The sequence below is a fragment of the Pseudomonas sp. SJZ079 genome (assembly GCF_007993865.1).
Lineage (GTDB): Bacteria > Pseudomonadota > Gammaproteobacteria > Pseudomonadales > Pseudomonadaceae > Aquipseudomonas.
In genome coordinates, this window is sequence record NZ_VIUH01000001.1 from 1 (window position 1) to 17,057 (window position 17,057).

Here is a 17,057-nt window from a genome sequence, read left to right on the forward strand (position 1 = left end):
GAGCCACCACTGAGCACGTCATTGCCGGCGCCACCTATGAGCACATCGTTGCCCGCGAAACCGAAGAGCGAGTCGTTCCCAGCGAGCCCCTGGATCTCATCAGCGAACACCGTACCGTTCAACACATCGTTCCCCGGCGTGCCAATGATCAGATTACTCACTGGCGCCGTCGCCGCAGATGTGACCGACTCGAAGGTATTACCGTTGTCGGTGTAGCTCACAACGACCCGCAGTTGCTGACCGTTTTGTACATCAGTGGGCGTGAACGTCGCGGCAGTCGCACCGGCGATATCGGTAAAGATCGCGCCGCTACCGGCTTGCCATTGGAAGCTGAACACCACGCCGACGAGTCCGTTAGCGTCGGTGAACGCATTGGTTGCGCTCAGCAGCTGGCCTAGATTCGGAGTGGTATCGCTGATCAGCACCGTGCCAACCGGTAGGACGTTGACGCTGCCCGTGCCGAGCGGCGTGATCGGTGCGGTCGGCGCCGAGAACACCTGCTCCAGCACACCGTTTTGATCTTTGTAGACCGCCCGGACGCGCAGAGCCAGCCCCGTTGCCACGACCAGCTGCGGAATAGCCGGCACGGCGCCGATGAGGAACGCCGGTGGCGGCACCCTAAGATCCGTGCCCACCGTGACAGTGGTGCCCGCCGCGCGCGCGACCTCTCCGGCGGCAAAGAAGGTGATGTCCTCGAAGACGCCCGAGCCCGGAGTCGGCTCGAACTGCCAGAAGAAACTGATGGGCCCGGTGATCGCGCCGCCGGTCGCGGTATTGTCGGCATCAGTGATGCCTGCCGCCGACACGGTCAGCTGTTGGCCGACGGCTGGCGTGGGATCGTCGATCCTCAGCGAGCCGACTGGCGCCGAGTTCACACCGCCGAGCACAATCGCCTGATCGCTGAACTGCAGCCGTTCGATGTTGCTGAGACGGTCGGTGCCGTCCCTGTTCGCGACATTGTCGATGACCGTAACGGTGCCGTCGAGGTTCTCGACCACGGTGTAGTCCGACAACCGCCCGGAATACAGCGCAGTGTCGAAGTTGGGACCGGTCGCCGTCAGAATCTCGCGGACGATCTGCAGTTGCCCGGGGTTGTAGGTGCCGTTCAACATCAGCGGGACCAGCGGCTTCATGCTGTCGAAGGTGGCGATTTCCGGCCCGGTCGGCAGACCGTTGGCGTCGATGCCGGCGCGCACGCTGATACGCACGTTGAGCCACTTGTCGCCGTCGATCAAGTCGTCGCCGCCGCGGCCTGCGATGATGTCGCTGCCGCCGCCACCGAGGATGATATTGCCCCCGTCGAACCGGTCGTCGGCGGTGCCCACGAGGCCGTCGGGGCCGGCGGCAGCGCTGCCGACGAAGGCCCGCAGGCCATTGATCAGGTCGAAGTTGGTGAGCACGCTGCCCTTGGCCCCGGCGATGGCGAGCAGTGCCGCAGTGGAGTCGTCGCCGCTGAGGAAATCGGCGTGGGACGATCCCGACAACCCTTCCACCAGGTCCAACCGGGCAAGGATCGACGCAGTGGAGCCGGGCACCGCCGGTTGATCGAAGAAGCGCAGTCTGGAATTGAGGCCCATGGTCACGCCGACCGGATCGTCCTTGTAGGTCGCCCAGTCGTAACCGGAGAAGCCGATGAACCGGTCCGCCTCGCTGGGGCTGCCGATCATGATGTCATCACCGCCTTCGCCGTCGAAGTTGTCCGGGCCGCCATCGCCCTTGAAGACGTCGTTGCCGTCGATCGGATCGTTGCCAAATGGGTCGAAGTTGTCGCCGGCCACGCCGTCGGCGGAGCCGCCCTCGATCCAGTCGTCGCCTTCACCGCCTTTCGCGAACTCGTTGGCCTTGCTGCCGAGGATGAAGTCGTTGCCCAGGCCGCCGCTGGTGTCGGCCGCGTCCTCGCCGGTGATGATGAAGTCCTGACCGGCGCCGCCGAGGATCAGGTTGAGGCCGTTGCCGCCCTGGATGACGTCGTTGCCGTCCTCGCCGTGGATAACGTCGTCGCCACCGATGTCGGTGATGATGTCGTCGCCGGGACCGCCAAAGAGTTGGTCGTTACCGTAGCCGCCGTCGATCCGGTCGTTGCCGGCGTCGCCATAGACAGTGTCATCGTCCGAGTCGCCGGCGATGAGGATATCGTTGCCGGGCGTGCCGCCCAGCACTACCGTTTCGGCGCCGGTGTAGTGCAGGTAGTTGCTGTCGGGCCCAGGGGTGGCAGGATTGTCGCGGATCACCAGCGGCGTGAGGAAGTCGGTGCGCGGTGAGCCGATCGGGTGGTCCGACGGACCGAAGGGATCGGCGCTGGCCGGCAGATCGTCGGCCGTGCCAACGATGCCGTCGGGACCAGCGATCACGCTCGGGTTGTACTGGTGCGCCTGGTTGACCTCCAGGATGTAGGCCGGCGTCAGGAAAACCCTGGCCGGGAGGTGGGTTGCGTCGGTATTGGCCATTACCAGCGCGGAGAAGGTGTTGTTCTCGAGCTCGGCGCCAAAGTCCAGCGAGGCGGTGCGTTCCAGATAGTAGAAGCGGTCACCGTCCTGGAGCTTCTCCATCTGGTTCTCGAAGACGAAGTTGAAAGTCGAGCCAAGCATGCCGCCGAAGGGCATCTTCTCCTCGGCCAGCCCGCCGACCCAGAAATCGACGTTGTCCAGGCCGGTGATGGTGACGCCGTTGGCGGCGCTCGCCCAAGCGCCGGAGCTGTTCAGGAAGTCGACCCGATCCGCCGGCGCGGCGGCGCCGCCGAACACCAGGTCCGCAGCCGCGGCGCGCTTACCCGCCAGCGTGGTAGCGGCGGTGATGCTCGAATGCGTGCCGTAGGCGGCGATGAAGTTGACCAGGGACTCCGGGTGCTTCATGTGCTGCACGAAGTCGGCCCAGCTCGTGTAGGGCTTGAGCTGTGCATCGCCGGTGGGCCCATAGAACTCCCGCCGCGCCGCGTTCAGGGACGGAATGCCGGTATCGCGACCGCGTGCGAGGTTGATGCTCGGCAGGTCGAGCGGCAGGCCCAGCAGGTTGTTGCGCAGGGCTTCGGTCACGAACTCGTCGATCTCGTTGCCCACCTGGCGGGTGATGCCACGCACAATGGCACCGGCCGCCTCTTCCGGGGTGGGGCCGCTGGCCGCAAACTCGAGCGGGTTGAGGAAGGCTTGAATCAGCCCGATATCGCTCGAGGCGAAGTTCGGGTCCAGCCGGTCGACCTGCTCGAGCAGCATCGAGTGCCCGAAGCGATAGACGGTGTGCGCGAACTCGGCGACGATCGCCGGATTGATCTCGGTGTCGTACACCTGACCCGGGGCGAAGAAGGGATCGACCATCGGCTGAATCATCCGCGCGAATTCCTCGAACACCAGGTGCTGGTACTGCATCTCGGTGCCGAACTTCGCCGTCTGGAACAGCCGCTCGCCGTTCCAGTCGAGCGTGGTGGTATCGGCGGGAACGGCAGTGACAGGCGTCAGCAGCCACTCGTTCAGGAACGACACGTCACCGCTCGCAGCCGTCGCCAGAACCACTGCTTTGGTGTGATCAATCAGCCGGTTATGTTCGGAGTGGAAGATGTGGTGCACGGTGGTCAGGCCGATGTTCTCATTGACCCGGCCGTCACCGGCGATGTAGTGCGCGTCGAGCAACTCGTTGTCGTAGGTGCCCGGCTCGGACAAACCCACCACACTGTCGCTGTCCGGCATCAAGGCCCCGCCGGCACCGAACACCGGCACCGCATTGTGGGCGATGTCGACCAGAAACTCATGACCGGTGCGCACTGCGTTGGTGAGGTCAATCGGCGCCAGTCGGTTGCCTTCCACCAGCACGTCATCGGCGGTCCCGGCAATGCCGTCGGCCCCCTTCATCACTACCTGCGGTAAGCCATGCGGGCCCTTGATGAAATTGCCGTAGGCATCGGTGGCGAGCAGCGGAATATTGTCGACGTCGGCATCGGTCAGGTTGATCCCAAGAATGTCACGCGCCTGCGCCTTGACCACCTTCCAGGTGGCCATGCCGCCGATCACGCTATCATCGGCGGTGCCGAAGTGACCGTCGGCGCCGAGGTCGCGGTTGACGATCAGCTTACCGGTGGCAACCGGAGCGCCGGCGGCATTCAGCGCATAGGCGCGCAGGAACACCTGTTGCGAGGGATGCGAACCATAGGTCTGGTTCTGGTCGACGAACGGCGAGTCGGTGTTGGTCTGCTCGTGGATGTCGTCGGCGGTGCCGAGGATGCCATCGGGGCCGGGCAGATTGGTGGCGCGGGTCAACACCATGAAGTTGGTCGGGCTGCCCGGCACGAACAGCGGGTCGTCCGGTTGCAGCGGGATGAACACGGTGCCGCTACCGCCCTTGGTCACCAAGTCCAGGCCATGGTCGAAGAACTGGCCGAAGAAGGTCATCCACTGATTGAAGGGCGCGGTCAGGCCCGCGTCGGGGCTCACGTTCGGATTGAAGAAGGTCTGGAACGTCGTGCCGTCGGTACGGGTTCCAGTGACGACCTGCGCACCGGCCTTCAACACATCGTCAGCAGTGCCAAGGACACCATCCGGACCGGGATCGAACGTGGCCGCGACCGCCGCCGGGTTGTGGGCGGTCTGATCGACGATCAGGTTGCTGATGGTGCGCGGCTGTGAATCGACCACTAGGCCGCTGGTCTGGGTATAGCTCGTGCCGGCTTCGGCCGGGCGGAAGTTCGGTGTGGTCAGGCGCGGGAATACCGTATCGGCGGCGCCGAACTCGGACTGGCCCGGGAGCAGATTGTTCAACGATCCGTCGACTGTACGCAAACCGAAAGGCATCCGTATGTTCGGCAGCAGCGAGACCAGGTTCTCACCGGCCGCTTGGTGTTCTGCCACCTTGATCTGGTCAAGAATGAACGCCAGATCGGCTTGTGTGTAGCGCACCCCGTTGCTGGGGGCGGTGGTCTGTGGATCGATCAGTGACGGTGCCGCTGGGGGAACGAGTGCGCCGGCCGCCACCGCTGTCGTTGGCGCCGAGAAGACCTGCTCGGTCACGCCATGATCGTCCGCATAGAAGGCTTTGACACGCAGTGCCAGCCCGGCGAGATCCGACGTCACCGTGAAAGTTGGGCCGTCCGCCCTCGGGAATCCGATGCCGATGCGGCCGGGTGCGAGGATGATGTCCTGGAAGATGCCCGAGCCCGGGGCCGCTTCGAACTGCCACACGTAACTGATGGAATTGTGGATCGCCCCGCCTACGTTGTCGGCATCGCTGATGCCGGCCGCCGATACGGTCAGCTTCTGGCCGACGGTAGGCGCGGTGTTGCTCACCGTCAGCGCGCCCACCGGCTCGGCGTTGAGCCCGGGCGTCAGGACCACCGCCTGATCGGAGAACTGCAGCCGCTCGATGTGGGTGAGGCGATCGGTCTCTTCCTTGCCGACATTGTCGGTCACTGTGACGATATCGTTGGCGCCGACATTGAGGGGAACCGCCGGATCGACGACGACGCCGTTGACGGTGATGGTGTAGTTCGCCCGCGGGCCGAGGAAGTTGGCGGTGTCGAAAGCAGCCCCTCCTACGGATGTCCCGGGCATGATTTCACGCACGATGACGAGCTGGCCGGGGTTGTAGGTGCGGTTCAGCATGAACGGGATCATCGGCACCATGCTGTCGAAGCTGGCGATCTCCGGCCCGGTGCCGTCCAGGTTCTGGCGCACGCTGATGCGCACGTTAAGCCAGCTGTCGCCATCGATGACATCGCTGCCGCCGCCGCCCTCGATGATGTCGCTGCCGTCGCCGCCGAGGATGATGTTGCCCGCGCCAAACTGATCGTCGGCCGTGCCGGCGATGCCATCCGGGCCGTTTGCGGCCTCGCCAAGCAAGGCCCGCAGGCCGTTGATGAGAGCGAAGTTGGTGAGGATGCTGCCCCTGGCAGTGATGTTGGCGATGATGGCGGCGGTTTGATCGTCGCCGCGCAGGATGTCGGCGAAGCGCGAGCCCGACAGCCCTTCCACTTCTGCGAACCGGTCGAGGATCGAATCTGGCGATTGCGCCACCGCGCCCACGATTTGTCCCGAAGCGTTGGGTGTCCCGCGCAGGGGGCTTTCGATCGGGAGGCGCATGTCGATGCTGATGCCGTATTTGTCGTCCTTGTAGGTCGCCCAGTCGAAGCCCGACATGCCGTCCATCTTGTCCGGGCCGTCGCTGCCGACGAAGATGTCGTCGCCGCCTTCGCCGATCATTTCATCGAATCCACCCTTTCCGATGAAGATGTCGTTGCCTGGCACATCGTCGGACAACGTGGGGCTATTGTTGTCGCCGACCGCGCCGTCCTGGGTGCCCCCCTCGATCCAGTCGTCGCCTTCGCCGCCCTGTGGCGAGAGGTTGACCTTGTTGCCGAGGATGAAGTCGTCGCCCGTGCCACCGAAGATCATCGAGATGTCTTCGGTGGTAATGATGAAGTCTTTGCCCGCACCGCCGAGGACCAGATTGTTGCCGGCCAGGGTAGAGTTGCCGGCCTGGATGACGTCGTTGCCGTCGCCGCCTTGGATCACGTCGTCGCCGCCGATGTCGGTGATGATGTCGTCGCCGGCACCGCCAAAGAGGTTGTCGTTGCCGTAGCCACCGTCGATCCGATCGTTGCCGGCGTCGCCATAGACGGTGTCGTCGTCCGAGTCGCCGGCAATCAGGATGTCATCGCCAGGCGTGCCGCCCAGCACCACGGTATCGCCACCGGTGTAGTGCAGGTAGTTGGTGTCAGGCCCGGGGGTGTCGGGGTTGTCGCGGATCACCAGCGGGGTGAAAAAGTCATCGCGGGGCGAGCCAATCGGGTGGTTCGACGGGCCAAAGGGATCGGCGTTGGCGGGCAGATCGTCGGCCGTGCCGACGATGCCGTCGGGCCCGGCCACTACGCTCGGGTTGAACTGGTGCGTCGGGTCGGTTTCCAGGATGAAGGCCGGCGTCTGGAATATGTTAGCCGGCAGGTGGGTTGCGTCGCTGTTGAGCATGACCAGTTGGGCGAATGAGTTGCTCTCCAGCTCGGTGCCGAAGTTGAGTCCCGCGGTGCGGGCCAGGTAGTAGAAGCGGTCGCCATTCTGCAGATTTTCCAACTGGGTTTCGAAGACGAAGTTGAAGGTCGAACCCAGCAGGCCGCCGAAGGGCATCTTCTCCTCGGCCAGACCGCCGATCCAGAAATCGATGGCGTCCAGGCCGGTGGTGGTCACGTCGTCTGGCGTGTGCAGAATACCGTCCGCACCGGCGTTGCTGGTCCAGGCACCGGTGCTGTGCAGGAAGTCCAGGCGATCCGCCGGCTCACCGGCGCCGCCAAGCACCAGCAGCACGGCCGCCGCCCTCTTGTCCGCCATCGTAGTGGCGCTGAGGATGGACGCGTGAGTGCCATAGGCCGCAATGAAGTTGATCAGCGATTCCGGGTGCTTCAGGTGCTGCACCAGATCGGCCCAGCTCGTGTAGGGGAGCAACTGGCTGTCGCCGGTCATTTTGTAGAACTCGCGCCGCGCCGCGTTCAGCGACGGAATGCCGGTATCGCGGCCACGGGCGATATTGATGGCCGGCAGATCAAGCGGCAGGCCCAGCAAGTTGTTGCGCACGGCTTCGGTCACGAATTCGTCGATCTCGTTGCCGACCTGGCGGGTCAGGCCGCGCACGATGGCGCCAGCCGCCTGCTCAGGGGTGGGGCCGCTCGCGGCAAAGGCCAGCGGATTGAGGAAGGCGGCGATGAGGCCGAGTTGCTGATCGTTCGTCGGGTGCAGCGGGTCGGCGACAACCGGGTTGAAGTTCGGGTCGAAGCGGTCGACTGTCTCCACCAGCATCGAGTGGCCGAAGCGATAAACCGTATGCGCGAACTCGGCCACGATCGACGCGTCGATCGTGGTGTCGTTGCCCATGGGTGCCAGGAAGACGTCGATTTGCGGTTGGATGGTGCGCGCGAACTCCTCGAACACCAGGTGCTGGTACTGCATTTCGGTACCGAACTTGGCGGCCGCGAACAGCCGCTCGCCGTTCCAGTGCAGGGCCGCGATATCGGCCGGCGTCACCGGCAGCGCCGTCAGTTGGGCGTTGGGCATCAGCCACTTGTTCAGGAAGGCGAGGTCGTTGGAGGCGAGGGCGACACCCTTGGTCTGTTCGACCAGCCGGTTGTGTTCGGAGTGGAAGATCGAGTGTACGGTGGTCAGGCCGATGTTCTCATTGACCCGGCCGTCGCCGGCTATGTAGTGCGCATCCAGCAACTCGTTGTCGTAGAAGCCTGCGGCTACCGGCCCGCCAGCGACGTTGTCTGCATCGGGCGCCAGCATGGCGCCGGTCTGAGCATCAACAGGGTTGGCGGCATTGGCGATATCGATGAGGAACTGGTGGCCGGTGCGCACGGCGTTGGTCAGGTCGATTGGCGCGGCCGGATTACCCTCGACGAGAAAGTCATCTGCGGTATCGGCAATGCCATCGGCGCCCTTCATCATGACCATGGGAAAGCCGTTAGGCCCCTTGATGAAATTGCCATAGTCGTCGGTCGCGAGCAGCGGCACGTCGAACACGTCGGCATCGGTCAGGTTGATGCCGAGCAGATCACGGGCCTGGGCCTTGACCACCGCCCAGGTCGCCATGCCGCCGATTTCGACGTCGTCAGCGGTGCCGAAATGCCCATCGGCGCCCAAGTCGCGATTGGTGATCAGCTTGCCGGTGGCAAGCGGATGGCCGGCGGCGTCAAACTCATAAGCGCGCAGGAACACCTGGTGCGAGGGATGCGAGGTGTAGGTCTGGTTCTGGTCGACGAACGGCGAGGTGGTATTGCTCTGCTCGTGGATGTCATCGGCGGTGCCGAGGATGCCATCCGGGCCGGGCAGATTGGTCGCCCGCGTCAGCACCATGAAGTTGGTCGGGCTGCCCGGGACGTAAAGCGGATCATCGGGCTGCAGCGGAATGAACACCGTGCCGCTGCCGCCCTTGGTGACCAGATCCAGGCCGTGGTCGAAGAACTGGCCGAAGAAGGTCATCCACGCATTGAACGGCACGGTCAGGGCAGCGTCCGGCGTGATGTTAGGGATATTGAAGACGGTCTTGTCGTCGGCAGTGCCGAAGAGACCGTCGAGGCCCGGGCTGGTGACGACCTGTGAATCCGGGTTGGCTGCCGCGGCCGCGACCGCCGCCGGGTTGTTGGCGGTCTGGTCGACGATCAGGTTGCTGATGGTGCGCGGTTGCGAGTCGAAGACGGCGCCGCTGGTCTGGAGGTAGGAGGTCGGCGTGGTTCCGCCAGGGTCGGCGGGACCGAAGAAGCCAGCCGGCCGGACCTGCGCGGTATTGAACTCCGGCGGCAACAGGCGCGGGAAGATGGTGTTGGCGGCGCCGAACTGAATCTGGTCAGCGGCCAGGTTGTTGTAGATGCCGGTGACGGTGCGCAGGCCGAAGGGTACTTCCACGTTCGGCAGCAGGTCAGCCAGACTCGCGCCTGACGCATGCCGTTCGGCGATGAAAATTTGTTCGAGAATGAACTCGAGATCGGACTGGATGAAGTTGGCCATGGCTATTACCTCAATGTTCAAGGCGCAGAAGCGCAAAAACATAAAGCCACGGGCATGCATCGACCTCGCAAAGGCGTGGCTCAGCGTTGCAATTCAGAAAATGACTAATGCCAGGGATAGGGCCAAACGCTCTCTACACCGATAGCCTGTGCTGATCAGCGCCCAACATGGTTTGGCTTTATCCCATCAACGCCGAAGCAAGGTTCGGCGTTGAGCCTCAGGCATAGGGTGGCCCACGGAGTTGTGGATCGAAGAAATGCCCTAGCGAAAAAAGCTGTGCTTTCAGGTGACGCGAAACACTGTTCATAGTGTGTCTCTTCCGTCGGTGGCTGGCATAAGCCACTGCGCCCTCTCCTGCGCAATATGCTTCACCAGCACTCACTCACGTCTTGAATAAAGTACCGGCAGCAGACCCTGTCAATATATCAACCATTAAAAATTAAAAAATAACTTAGCGATTGTAAGTAATTGATAAATATACGAAAACTTATATATTGTAAATTACAAATTTTTCACACTCAACTTAAAGAAAAATTCACATCCAACTAACAATAGTTTCACATACACCCAACTAAAGCCGACACTTTCACTACTTTCACCAAGATTAATAGCGCTGAAAGTCGAGACGTCGACTTATGTGTGAAACCAATAACCACAATTGATCTACGGATACGCATAAGCGAGCCGACTCGAGTGGCCTGAGTTCTATTTATGCCGAGCGCTAAACATGGGTGGGGTTTACCAGCCCAAGGGTGACCGGTAATCAGCGGTCAATGCAGGTGACTGCCTACAGTGCGGCCCCAGCGCATCATCAATGGTGAGCGACCTCATGGCCTGAACGGCCAGGTGATTAACTCAAGTGCGGAGGGTTGAAGGCCGAGACAGGGGTGGCGTTTGCGTGACCAATTGCAGGCCATCAAGCGCTGAGAGTCTGGTGCTGCGGCTGTTCGACAGAAAGCCGGCCAGCACCGTGCTGCGACGCCTCAACTTGTCAGTTCGAGCATGTGCATGCTTAGCACTGAAGTCTGTGTTGGGGGTGGTTATTGCTGGGATCCATCAAAACCCCAGCGACGCCAAGCACCAAAGGCGCTCAGCGTCGCTGGCAAACACTTACTTGCCGCGCTGCGCGTCAAGACTGAAGGCGCCAGCACCTTGCACGTAGAGCAGCAGAAAACCGCCTGCCAGAGCAACGTTCTTCATGAACATGATCATCTGCGTTTGATCACTCCAGTTCATGTGAAAAATCAGCGCCGAGGCTACACAGAACGCGGCAAATGCCAGGGCGACCCAGCGCGTCAGGAACCCGATGATCAGCGCCAGACCACCGCCGAGCTCCAGCAAGATCACCAGAGGCAACAGTGCGCCCGGCACGCCCATGCTCTCCATATAGCCCTGCGTACCGGCATAACCGGTGATCTTGCCCACCCCGGCCAACACGAAGATATGGGCAAGCAGCAGCCGGGCGATCAAGACGATTGCATTATTCATAGAACCTCCTGTTGAAAGAAAACCGCTTCATCCAGCGTTTAGCGTTGAACTCACTCACCGAATAGCCCCGTGGGGTGCCTGAGCGGGAAACCTGCAACTCGTGAAACACGCCCCCGTACTGGCGGGATGCTTCCATTCGCGCTCTGGTTTGACCTTAGCAACGCCCAGCGGCCCCCGCCACTTCAGGCCAGATCGGCGATAAACTCAGCAGCGCCCGGTGCAACCCGCCGCAAGACGCGTTGTTAGGACTTGCGGCCCATCGCGCTAACCCCGAAGCTAGGCCCATCAGCCACTGAATGGCGAGGACTGGCCTTGGACTGGCAAACACTGCTTAACCGCGAACGGCTCGGTAAACCAACGCACAGCGTCGACGAACTGGGCCGCACTCCCTTTCATAAAGATCACGACCGCATCATCTTCTCCGGCGCCTTTCGCCGCCTGGGCCGCAAGACTCAGGTACATCCGGTATCGAGCAACGACCATATCCACACGCGCCTGACCCATTCGCTGGAAGTGAGTTGTGTCGGCCGTTCGCTGGGCATGCGCGTCGGCGAGATGATTCGCCCAGCCCTGCCCGACTGGTGTGAGCCGAGCGATTTGGGCATGGTCGTGCAATCGGCGTGTCTGGCCCATGACATCGGCAACCCGCCGTTTGGCCATTCGGGCGAGGATGCGATTCGCCATTGGTTTCAGCAGGCTGCCGGACGTGGCTGGCTGGATGCGATGAGCGATACCGAGCGCAATGACTTTCTCAACTTCGAGGGCAATGCTCAGGGCTTTCGGGTGCTCACCCAGTTGGAGTACCACCAGTTCGATGGCGGCACACGGCTGACCTACGCGACCCTCGGCACCTACTTGAAATACCCCTGGACCGCCCGCCATGCCGAGGCGCTCGGCTATAAGAAGCACAAGTTCGGCTGCTACCAGAGTGAGCTGCCGCTGCTCGAGCAGATCGCCCACAAACTCGGCCTGCCGCAAATCGAAGAGCAGCGCTGGGCGCGCCACCCCCTGGTGTATCTGATGGAGGCGGCGGACGATATTTGCTATGGCCTGATCGACCTGGAAGACGGCCTGGAAATGGAGCTGCTCGACTACAGCGAAGTCGAGTCCCTGCTGCTCGGCCTGGTCGGTGACGACCTGCCGGAAACCTACCGCCAACTCGGCCCGCAAGACTCCAAGCGGCGCAAGCTGGCGATCCTGCGCGGCAAGGCCATCGAACACCTGACCAACGCCGCCGCCCATGCCTTTGTCGAACAACAGCAGGCGTTGCTCGCCGGCACCTTGCAGGGCGACCTGGTCGAACACATGCATGGTCCGGCCAAGCATTGCGTACAAAGCGCCAAAGCCATGGCCCGGGAGAAAATCTTCCAGGACAAACGTAAAACCCTGCATGAGATCGGCGCCTACACCACCCTGGAAATCCTCCTCAACGCCTTTTGCGGCGCGGCCCTGGAGCAGCACGGCGGACGCACGCCTTCGTTCAAGCACCGGCGCATTCTCGATCTGCTCGGCAACAACGCGCCGGACCCGAGCTGGCCGTTACACAGCTCATTCCTGCGCATGATCGACTTTATCGCCGGCATGACCGACAGCTACGCTACTGAGATGGCACGTGAAATGACGGGGCGTTCGAGCCCGGTGTAACTAATGAAAGGCTATGCACCCATGACCTGTAGCGCCGAGCCGCCGCTTTTGTAGGGTGGGTTAGCCGCGAAGCGGCGTAACCCACCAGCGGGGCCGCGACGGACACGGCTCACAACAGTGTTACCTAGCACCTGCGCGTTCAGCAGGGGTGGTGGGTTACGCCTACGGCTAGCCCACCCTACGAGCGGCGGGCAAGGTGGTGCCCATAGCCATTTTTATCGCAGCATCAGTGATGCATAGCACAGTACGGATAGGCTCTAAGCGATGAAAAGTATCCTGCGACAAACCCTGACCTGGCATGCCGGTCCACTCGCCTGGGGACCGGCAATGGTGGCAGGTTTCGGCTGTGCCCTGCCCTTGCTGCTCGGCCTGTTCAGTGCCCACTCGGGTTTTTTGTGGGTCTCGGCCGGTGCGTTTCTAGCCGCTCAAGCCAACCCCTTGCACCGTTTCGGCATGCTGCGCATGTTGCTACTCATCGGCCTCGGCGCCTGCAGCGCCGGATTGGGCTTCTGGGCGGCAAGCCAGCCGCTGATCAGCCTGTGCCTGTTCGCTGCGTTCGGCTTCCTGTTGGCCTGGCTGCAACGCTTCGGCACCGAGTCCGCTAAATTGGGCCTCGGCCTGGCGGTCTGTTTGTGCTTGGGCCAAGGTCAGCAGGGCATCGGCCATCTGCATAACCCCTATGCGGTGGCGATGTTGTTCATCCTCGGCGGGCTCTGGGTGATGCTGCTGGCATTTGGCCTGCGCGGTATGCACGGCCTGCGCATGTGGCCGTACATGCCGCGTTTCATCAGTATTCTGAAAGTACTGAAGCGTCGCGCTAAGCGCCTACAGCAACGGCAGTGGCGCCTGCATGCACTGGGCTGCACCCTGGCCCTCTCGCTTGCCGGCCTGATCGTCAACCTGACAGGACTGCAACGCGGCTATTGGCTGACCTTGACCGTGGTCACCACGCTGCAGCTGGAGTTTCAGGGCAGCCTGGTGCGCGCCCTGCAATCGAGCCTGGCCAGCTTCGGCGCAGCGGGACTGTTGATTCTGTTCGGCCACAGCCTGCAGAACCCAGCGCTGCTGGTCGCCAGTCTGCTGCCACTGATCGCCCTCAGCCGAGCGCTGCAAGCCAATCATTATGGTCTGTTCGTGATGCAAACCACCCTGATCTTCGTCCTGCTCGCCGAAAGCCTGTCGCAGGACTGGAACCTGGCCGAAATACGCCTGTTCAACGCACTGATCGGCGTACTTTTGACGTTGTTTGTCGCCCTGCTGATGCACGGCCTGCGCCAATGGCTGGACCAGCGCGCGAAGCGCCGGACGGCCCTGCAACGGTAGCCCCGAGCCGATAGACACAGCGCAATCCGCTGGCGGCGTGGTGGCACAGGCCTGCAGCCCACTTATACGAAATCGCTTTTAGTCGGCAGTTTGACCGTCCGTTCACTATGCTTCCTGGGACCACGGCGCAACCCATGGAGTGACGCGCTATGCCCATCAGCACCCGGTCTCCTACTCGCCGATTCCCACTCCACGTCCATATCAGTGCACTGTTCACCTTGCTGTTGCTCTTGACCGGTGTGGCGCTGGGGCTGTTCAACTATCGGCAGACCTCGCAGATCATTTTTTCCAGCAGCGCCAAGCTGTTCGAACGCATCCAGCAGGATGTGCAACGGGATATCGAGCACACCTACCAACCGATTCGTAACCTGCTCAGCTTGCTGAGCCATGGCGAGCAGATTCAAGGGCTCGATCGCTACCAGCGCATGATGCTGCTACCGCTGTTCGTCCAGGCCCTGCGCGACAACCCCAAACTCGCCTCGCTGTACCTGGGTTATGCGGACGGCGACTTCTTCATGGTTCGCCCGCTACGCAGCGACACGCTGAAGAAAGCCTTCGACGCACCGGCCAAGGCGGCATTCCAGGTATGGAGCATCAACCGTTTGGGCCAGGCACGCCCAGACTCCGAGTACCTGTTCTTCGACGACAACCTGCAGTTGCTCAGCTGGCGCCAGAACCTCAAGGAGTCTTACGACCCACGCGCTCGCCCCTGGTACAACAGCGCCCTGCTCAGCGACGAGCACTACACCACAGCCCCGTATGTATTTTTCTCCAGCAGAGAAGTGGGCACCACCATCGCGTTGCACAGCAATGACAAGACCGTACTGGGCGCCGACCTGACCCTGGTCGATCTTTCCGCCACCCTGGCGCAACACCAGGTCACGGCCAACAGCCAAGTCATCCTGTTCGACCCCGCGGGCAATGCCGTGGCCTATCCCGACAGCACGCGCCTGGTGCGGCACAACGACACCCCGCACCAGGTTCCGGCGCGCGACCTCAGCCCGGCGCTGGACGCACTGCTGGCGAATGGCCTGGCCGGCCCACAACAGCGGGTCATGCAACTGCACAAGAAGCGCTGGGTAACGTCGCTCAGCCACCTGCAGGAAGGCGGGCCGCAGGGTCTGTACCTGGCATTGCTGGTGCCGGAAGAAGAACTACTGGCCGACGCTTACGCCATCCGCTGGCAAAGCGCGTTGGTCACCCTGAGCATCCTGCTGCTGAGCCTGCCGCTGGGCTGGCTGGCCTCGCGCATCATCGTCAGGCCCCTGCGTGGACTGGTGCTGGAGTCCGAGGCGATCCGCCGCTTCGATTTCAGCTACCCCGCCAGCGGTCACTCACCGGTACTGGAGGTCGACCAGCTGGCCGAGTCCATGACCCGGATGAAAGAGACCATCGCCAGCTTCCTGGAGATCGCCGCCAGTCTGTCGGCCGAAACCCGCTTCGATGCCCTGCTCAGACGCGTATTGGAAGAAACCGTGGGCATCAGCCAGGCGCAAGGTGGCTTGATCTACCTGATCGACGCCGAAAGCGGGCGCTTGGCGCCACAGGCGCTGATCCTCAATGACCAAACGCACAGCCTCGCGCTGCACGGCATCCCGGCCTACGAAAAAGATGGCCAGCCACTGCCCGACTGGCTGCAACAACCGGCCAATGGCGGCAAGAGCACAGTCACCACTATTGGTTTCGACCAGGCCGGCGAATACCAGCGCCTGCTGCAAGCCCTCGACTGCCCTCGCGTTCACCTGATCGCGACCGGCCTGCACCATCGCCAGGGCGACACCGTTGGCGTGCTGGTATTGCTGCACTGCGACTCTGGCGAAGAATCCGACCTGCTCATCCAACGCCCCGAACGCCTGGCCTTCATCGAAGCGGTCTCCGGCGTCGCCGCATTGTGTATCGAAAGCCAGCGCTTGCTGGAGCGACAGAAACGCCTGCTCGATGCCATCATCCAGCTCATCGCCGGCGCCATCGACGCCAAGAGCCCTTACACCGGCGGTCACTGTCAACGTGTACCGGAAATCACCCTGATGCTCGCCCACGCGGCGGCAGACAGTGAAGAGCCCGCCTTTCACGACTACCACCCCAGCGCCGAAGAGTGGGAAGCCCTGCATATCGCCGCCTGGTTACATGACTGCGGCAAAGTCACTACCCCGGAATACGTGGTGGACAAGGCGACCAAACTGGAGACCCTCTACGATCGCATCCATGAAGTGCGCACCCGTTTCGAGGTCCTCAAACGCGACGCCTGGATCGCTTACTGGAAAGCTCGTGCACAAGGCGGCGCCGAGGCACCGCTGGCCACCCTGCGTGATGAACTGCTGGCGACCCTGGATGAGGAGTTCGCCTTCGTCGCGCGCAGCAATCTGGGCGGCGAAACCATGGCCGACGCCGACCTGGAACGCCTGCAACAGATCGCCGAGCGCAGCTGGGTGCGCACCCTGGATGACCGCCTCGGCGTGTCATGGGAAGAAGCCCGGCGCCAAGCACGACAGCCAGCACCGAACCTGCCCGTCAGCGAACCCTTGCTGGCCGACCGCCCCGAACATTTGTTCGAGCGCCCGGCTGCCGAAATCATTCCCGCAGACAATCCCTGGGGCTTCAAGTTGCAGGTGCCGCAATACAAGTTCAACCGCGGCGAGCTGTACAACCTGAGCATCAGCCGCGGCACCCTGACGACCGAGGAACGCTACATCATCAACCACCACATCGTGCAGACCATCCTGATGCTCAGTCGCCTACCCTTCCCCAAGCACCTGCAGCATGTCGCGGAAATCGCCGGTGGCCATCACGAGAAGATGGACGGCTCGGGCTATCCGAAACGCCTGCGCCGCGAACAGATGAGCCTGCCGGCCAGGATGATGGCGATTGCCGATATCTTCGAGGCACTGACCGCGGCGGACCGGCCCTACAAGAAAGGCAAGCTGCTTTCCGAGTCACTCAACCTCATGGCGGACATGTGCAAAGGCGCGCACATCGACCCGGAGCTGTTTGCCCTGTTCGTGCGGGCGAAAATCTATCAACGTTACGCCGAGCGTTTTATGCAGGCGCAGCAAATCGATGCCGTGGATGAACACAGCGTGCTGAAGAAAGCCGGACTGGCGGACTAAATGACGGGGTTCAGGGCAGGAC

5 protein-coding genes are annotated in these 17,057 nt (G+C 62.5%); 3 read left to right on the forward strand and 2 right to left on the reverse strand.

All coding sequences use genetic code 11. From position 1 onward, the window contains the following. Both FBY03_RS00005 and FBY03_RS00010 read right to left on the reverse strand, forming a co-directional pair. On the reverse strand, window positions 1-9,473 hold a 9,473-nt coding region (locus tag FBY03_RS00005), incomplete at its 3' end, for a peroxidase family protein (RefSeq protein WP_147170128.1). A 1,110-nt stretch (window positions 9,474-10,583) separates the two neighbouring features. Beyond that, window positions 10,584-10,961: a DoxX family protein gene (locus FBY03_RS00010; RefSeq protein WP_147170129.1), complete on the reverse strand. Its 378-nt coding sequence runs from the start codon at window positions 10,959-10,961 to the stop codon at window positions 10,584-10,586. Between the two features lie 312 nt (window positions 10,962-11,273). Between FBY03_RS00010 and FBY03_RS00015 the strand changes: the two genes are divergently transcribed. The 3 genes from FBY03_RS00015 to FBY03_RS00025 all read left to right on the forward strand — a co-directional run bounded on the left by FBY03_RS00015 (window position 11,274) and on the right by FBY03_RS00025 (window position 17,035). After that, window positions 11,274-12,605, forward strand: coding sequence for a deoxyguanosinetriphosphate triphosphohydrolase (locus tag FBY03_RS00015; RefSeq protein ID WP_147170130.1), 1,332 nt, complete (start codon window positions 11,274-11,276; stop codon window positions 12,603-12,605). A 264-nt stretch (window positions 12,606-12,869) separates the two neighbouring features. Next, a complete protein-coding gene (locus FBY03_RS00020; protein WP_147170131.1) occupies window positions 12,870-13,928 on the forward strand; it encodes an FUSC family protein in 1,059 nt (352 codons plus the stop codon). A gap of 149 nt (window positions 13,929-14,077) precedes the next feature. After that, window positions 14,078-17,035, forward strand: coding sequence for an HD domain-containing phosphohydrolase (locus FBY03_RS00025; RefSeq protein ID WP_147170132.1), 2,958 nt, complete (start codon window positions 14,078-14,080; stop codon window positions 17,033-17,035). Window positions 17,036-17,057: the final 22 nt, after the last annotated feature.